The organism is Lentilactobacillus sp. TOM.63, from assembly GCF_030361045.1.
In the GTDB taxonomy this organism is placed as follows: Bacteria; Bacillota; Bacilli; order Lactobacillales; family Lactobacillaceae; genus Lentilactobacillus; species Lentilactobacillus dabitei.
The window spans coordinates 1-4,796 of sequence record NZ_JAUCAP010000117.1 but is presented as its reverse complement, the minus strand read 5'-3'; the positions used below and the strand labels follow the sequence as shown (position 1 = coordinate 4,796).

Annotated in this window: 2 protein-coding genes; both read right to left on the bottom strand. The window is 40.2% G+C overall.

Features of this window, described 5'->3' with window-relative positions; all coding sequences use genetic code 11:
* On the bottom strand, positions 1 to 1,607 hold a 1,607-nt coding region (locus QUF07_RS13190; RefSeq protein WP_289427852.1), incomplete at its 3' end, for a bacterial Ig-like domain-containing protein.
* A gap of 310 nt (positions 1,608 to 1,917) precedes the next feature.
* The gene (locus QUF07_RS13185) at positions 1,918 to 4,305 is read right to left on the bottom strand and encodes a phosphoketolase family protein (protein WP_217163847.1); all 2,388 of its coding nucleotides are present in this window, start codon (positions 4,303 to 4,305) and stop codon (positions 1,918 to 1,920) included.
* Between the last annotated feature and the right edge of the window lie 491 nt (positions 4,306 to 4,796).

Here is a 4,796-nt window from a genome sequence, read left to right as displayed (position 1 = left end):
CTCACAAAGGCATCTTTGGGGCTAAAGCTATCCCCGGTGTACAATGTCAAATCTTTAACATTCACTGCGGTTTGATTGGCCAATACAGTGATCTTGGCGGTCTTTGTAATCGAACCCACTTGGTAAGTAACGTTGTAAACACCTGGGGTACCGGTCTTAACCGTGTCACCACCAATTTTAACGTCCGTAAAGTCAACGGCGTTGCCGTCTTTGTCCTTAGCACTCACAAAGGCATCTTTGGGGCTAAAGCTATCCCCGGTGTACAATGTCAAATCTTTAACATTCACTGCGGTTTGATTAGCCAATACGGTTACTTTGGCCGTAGCGGACTTATCACCCATTGTAAAGGTAACATCATAAGTATCGGCTTTAGACGTATCAACGTTGCCGGAAACCTTCAAGCCAGCCTTTACCGCATCGTCATAATTGGGATAACTAATTCCGTCACGGCCAGTAGCCGATACGAACAAATCTTTAGGAGAGTAAGTATCACCCGTATAATAGGTCTTGTTTTGGGCTTGAACGGCCGCCTTACTTGGTTCAATTGTTAAAGTTACCGTGTAACTTTTGCCGTCATAAGTAAAGGTAAGGGTATAGGTTTTAGCAGTATTCGTATCAGCAGGCATTCCAGTGATTTTCAAGGAACCATCCTTAACAGCATCTGATGGTTGAATTGAGTCGCCATCAGCATTAGTTATAGATTTAACGAAACTGGTTGGATCAAAATCAGCACCATTAGCAATAGTTTGATCTCCAGTTAATACAAGTGATGACTTATTAGGTTTGGGAACATAAGTCTCGGTGGCTGTAGGATGATTTGGATTATTTTTTTCATATAGACTAACTAGTTCAGCGGGTGAAAAAGTTTTGCCCTTAGGATCCTCATCAGTACCATCACCAACCGCCTGCCATTGATCTGCCCCTTTAGGTTTCTCCAAGCCTGCATCGGCCGTTAAGTATACTTTAGGGCCAAGCACCAGCTTACTTAAGCTGGAATCACCGGTAAATAAATCTTTAGTGGTAGTAACATTACTAGTATCCCAATTAGATAAATCAATTGATTGTAAGGCAGGATCGTCAGAAAAAGTATGCTGCATAGAAGTCGTATTGCTAACATTTATTTGATCCAAGTGATTAATACTGGTGACATTCTTAAAGCCCTGAAATAAATAATCGATATTAACATCAGCAGTCTTTGGACTCAGTATGGAGATATACGTAGTGACACTATCTCGATTAAGTCCTAGATATAAAATTTTATTAAAATCATCATTTCCTGCAATGCTAGTACCAGTAACAAATAACGAACCATCAGAGTACAAAGTCCAATAGGCACCTGATTTGTAATTCTGATTTACCGCACCATTTGGATTCTGAGCAGTTGCTCTTTGACTGTTTAGTTGCTGCGTTCCATTCGTATTAGAATTATTCACAACATTTAAAGCATTTCCCGCTGTCATTAAGTTGGCAAGATTATGGGCGGTTTGCGTACTCGTACCATTATCAGTATTGGCATTTTTGGCGCGAGCCGCTGACCCATTGAACGTCAATCCAGCTAGCACTAGCGCACATACTGACAGCTGACGAACAAGTTGTTTCTTATTCATTGCTTTATCCCCTTTTGTGTTCCTTTCATTGTGTTCCGCACGAAACATCATAATATACCTAAATAAGTATATCACGTGTGTAATCATGGAAGGCAATGTTTTGGATAAGTTTAATTTTAATCTTTCGCAATTTTTCTTAATCAAGGGGGGGGGTGTCATTTGCTAAATATTACGCTAAGGTACTAATCCTTTTTTTAATGGGGGAAAAAAACTGAGATAAATTTCCAAAAAGCGGAAATTTATCTCAGTTTATTTTTTCGGCGAGGCGTATGTCCCAACCTCTTTAATCAGTAACCAGTATTTAACTTAATTACTTCTTAAGGCCTTCCCACTTCCAGTTAACAACTTCTGGAAGATCAGTACCTTCTTGACGAATGTAAGCATTGTGCTTATCAACCGTATCATTCATACGTTGGATGAAGTAACTACCCTTAACTGAGTAAGCTGGAATATCTTGAACAGCTTCCTTAGCAAGATCGAAACGATCCAATTGGTTCAAGACACGCATGTCAAATGGTGTTGTGATATCACCATTCTCACGATAGCCATGAACATGAAGATTGTGGTTGTGACGATCGAAGAAGATATCTTTGATTAATCCTTCGAAGCCATGGAATGCGAAGATAACTGGCTTGTCAGTAGTGAACAAGTTGTCAAATTCTTCATCACTCAAGCCACGAGGGTCAACCTTAGGTGAACGAAGCTTCAATAGATCAACAACGTTGATATAACGAATCTTCATTTCTGGGAATTCCTTGTTCAAGATTGAGATAGCAGCCAATGCTTCCAAGTTAGGTTCTGAACCTGCGGCAGCAAAGACAACATCTGGTTCTTGACCTTGGTCAGTTGATGCCCAATCGATGTAGCCAAGACCATTCTTAACAAGGTTTTGAGCTTCATCCATTGTGTACCATTGACGACGTGGGTGCTTTGAAGTAACAATTAAGTTGATCTTTTCGTAAGTTCTGAATGCAGAATCACCAACAGCTAACAATTCGTTTGCATCAGCTGGGAGATACTCACGGATGAATTCAGGCTTCTTCTCAGCTAAGTGAGTTAACATACCTGGATCTTGGTGGGTATAACCATTGTGATCTTGCTGGAATACTGTTGAAGTATCAACAAAGTTCAATGAAGGATATTGCTTTCTCCAGTATTGTTCTGAAGCTTTACGTAACCACTTGAAGTGTTGAGTCAACATTGAGTCGACAACTCGACCGAATGATTCGTAAGTAGCAAAGAATCCGTGACGACCAGTCAATACATAACCTTCAAGCCAACCTTCTGCTTGGTGTTCTGAAAGTTGTGAATCAATAACCCGGCCATGGTTTGAAAGATCTTCATCATATGGTTCGTGAATATCTTCCATCCATTGACGCTTGGAATCGTCAAGTAAGCTGTAAAGACGGTTTGACTTAGTTTCATCAGGACCGAATCCACGGAAGCTAGTTGGGTTAAGTTCAGCAACTTTTTCCAACCAGTTTGACCATTCAATCATATCTTGCTTCTGAGTAACACCACGATCGAATTTAACTTCGAAGTCGCGAACATCAGGGAGCTTCAATGGTTCTGGCTTAATACCACCGTTAGTGATTGGGTTAACTGACATCCGCTTGTCGCCCTTAGGAGCAACTTCACGAATTTCTGGCTTAAGAGTACCGTTTTCATCAAATAATTCTTCAGGCTTGTATGACTTCAACCAGTTAATAAGCAAGTCTTTGTGTTCCATTGAACCTGCAGCAACAGGGATTGGAACTTGGTGAGCACGGAATGAACCTTCGATAGGGTTACCATCGAGATCCTTCTTAGGACCAGTCCAGCCTTTAGGTGAACGGAAGATAATCATTGGCCAGTTAGGTAACTTAACGCTATCAGGAGTTTCGTTTTCACGAGCATTCTTTTGAATTGACTTGATTTCTTCGATAACATGATCAAGGGTCTTAGCAAAGTCTGCTTCAACCTTAGCATGATCTGTATCAGCAGTAGCTTCAACGAAGTATGGATCCCAGCCCATTCCTTTGAAGTAACTTGTTAAGTCTTCGTCACTCATTCGTGAAAGGATAGTCGGGTTAGAAATCTTGAAGCCGTTCATGTTGATAATAGGAAGAACAGCACCATCAGTGATTGGGTTGATGAACTTGTCAGAGAACCATGATGCAGCCAATGGACCAGTTTCTGATTCACCATCACCAATTTCAACAGCAGCGATTACATCTGGGTTGTCTAAGATAGCACCGGTACCATGTGAAAGTGAGTAACCAAGTTCGCCACCTTCGTGGATTGAACCTGGAGTTTCTGGTGCGGCATGAGAAGCAACTCCACCTGGGAATGAGAATTGCTTGAACAATTTAGCCATACCTTTTTCGTCTTGGCTGATGTTTGGATAGATATCTGAATAACTACCATCAAGGTATGAGTTAGAAACCATCACTTGGCCACCATGACCTGATCCTTCAATGTAGAACATGTTCAAATCGTATTTGTTAATAACACGGTTTAATTCTGCATAAATCAAGTTTTGGGATACGATAGTTCCCCAGTGTCCAATAGGCTTAACTTTAACGTCCTTGGATTCAAGGGGCTTCTTAAGTAATGGATTGTCGCGCAAGAACAATTGACCTACTGAAAGGTAATTAGCGGCACGCCAGTACTTATCAACAAGTTCCAAATATTCTTTGGAATCGTAATCTACTGTCATTAATTAACACTCCTTCTTCGATTTAACAACAAAGCTTCTGTATAGAATGTTCGAAAAATTGACAGACTTACATCTAATCAATTTACACCCCTAATACTAAACGATATTTGCAAAAAGTCAACCTTTTCGCAAATTGATACGGTCCAATATTTTGGATCTTCAATCCCTATACATTAAAGCCATTATGAACGATTTGAAAATATTAGTCTACTCATATTTTGAAATTGTAATATATTTTTTGCGGTCAGGTTTGAAAACGAGATCGGATTTCAAAATTAGCGTGGAAAATTCATCATGTGGAAAAACTAATAGGTGATTCAAAACTGGTTAACGCGTTTCACTGGGTTGCTTTCTTGTTGTGGCTGCCCACCATTACATAGTGGCGTTGTGTTCCGTGAACCAGGCGCTAAAAATATAGGTTCTACAATATCTGTTGTTGGTAATAGATTTTATCTATTACTGATGACAGATTTTTTGTTTCTCGTTAGAAT

Excerpts from the sequence above, each read along its gene's own strand:
- QUF07_RS13185 (WP_217163847.1), bottom strand. The coding sequence starts at position 4,305 with ATGACAGTAGATTACGATTCCAAAGAATATTTGGAACTTGTTGATAAG.